This is a genomic window from Methylobacterium sp. AC315 (assembly GCF_979253755.1).
Genome location: NZ_CEEDEA010000154.1, coordinates 1 through 234, shown reverse-complemented (window position 1 = coordinate 234; position 234 = coordinate 1). Strand labels below are relative to the sequence as shown.

Here is a 234-nt window from a genome sequence, read left to right as displayed (position 1 = left end):
GCCGGCCACGACGACAATCTCGCCTTCGGCCACGCGGAGCGAAACTCCCTGGATCGCCAGCAGGCCCTGCTAGGCCGTGGAGAGTTCATTGACCTCAAGCAGCACGGTGGCGCTCCCCCAGATAGGCGGTGATGACGCCGTCATCCCGGACCACAGCGGCCGGCAGGCCCTGAGCCCGGACGCTGCCGAGGTGGCGCACTACGGCGCGGTCAACCAGCGGCATCACCACCTCCA

At 68.8% G+C, this 234-nt stretch carries 1 protein-coding gene; it reads right to left on the bottom strand.

What is annotated here, in order from left to right; translation table 11 throughout:
• Positions 1–94: 94 nt before the first annotated feature.
• A partial coding sequence (locus AC0IY0_RS29085) for an ABC transporter ATP-binding protein C-terminal domain-containing protein (protein WP_471766519.1) occupies positions 95–234 on the bottom strand: 140 nt, incomplete at its 5' end.